Source organism: Kosakonia sp. N21 (genome assembly GCF_050587465.1).
In the GTDB taxonomy this organism is placed as follows: Bacteria; Pseudomonadota; Gammaproteobacteria; order Enterobacterales; family Enterobacteriaceae.
The window spans coordinates 1-459 of the sequence record NZ_JBOBHR010000037.1 but is presented as its reverse complement, the minus strand read 5'-3'; the positions used below and the strand labels follow the sequence as shown (position 1 = coordinate 459).

The 459-nt window shown below is 58.4% G+C and carries 1 protein-coding gene; it reads left to right on the top strand.

What is annotated here, in order from left to right; translation table 11 throughout:
• Window positions 1-457 (top strand): flagellin (locus tag ACQ3G7_RS24735; RefSeq protein WP_430893023.1); only part of this gene is annotated, 457 nt, incomplete at its 5' end.
• Between the last annotated feature and the right edge of the window lie 2 nt (window positions 458-459).

Genomic DNA, 459 nt, shown 5'->3' with positions numbered 1-459 from the left:
GGGCGCGAAAGACAGCGAAACCATCTCCATCAGCCTGAGCTCTTCTGACTCTTACAACCTGTACAGCGCAACGGGCAACACCTTCCAGACCACCGGTCAGTCCATCAACGGTACTGCACGTAGCACTGCTGCTGAAGGCTTTGACGTACTGAGCGGTACTGTCAGCACCGGTGGTACGGTCAACGGTAGCCCGCTGGCAGACATCGATGCGGCGATCAAAGCGGTTGATGACCAGCGCAGCCTGCTGGGTGCGTCCCAGAACCGTTTCGAGTCCACCATCACCAACCTGAACAACACCGTGAACAACCTGTCGGCAGCACGAAGCCGTATTCAGGACTCCGACTACGCGACGGAAGTGTCGAACATGTCGCGAGCGCAGATCCTGCAACAGGCTGGTTCCTCGGTACTGGCGCAGGCCAACCAGGTTCCGCAGACCATGCTGTCCCTGCTGCGTTAATT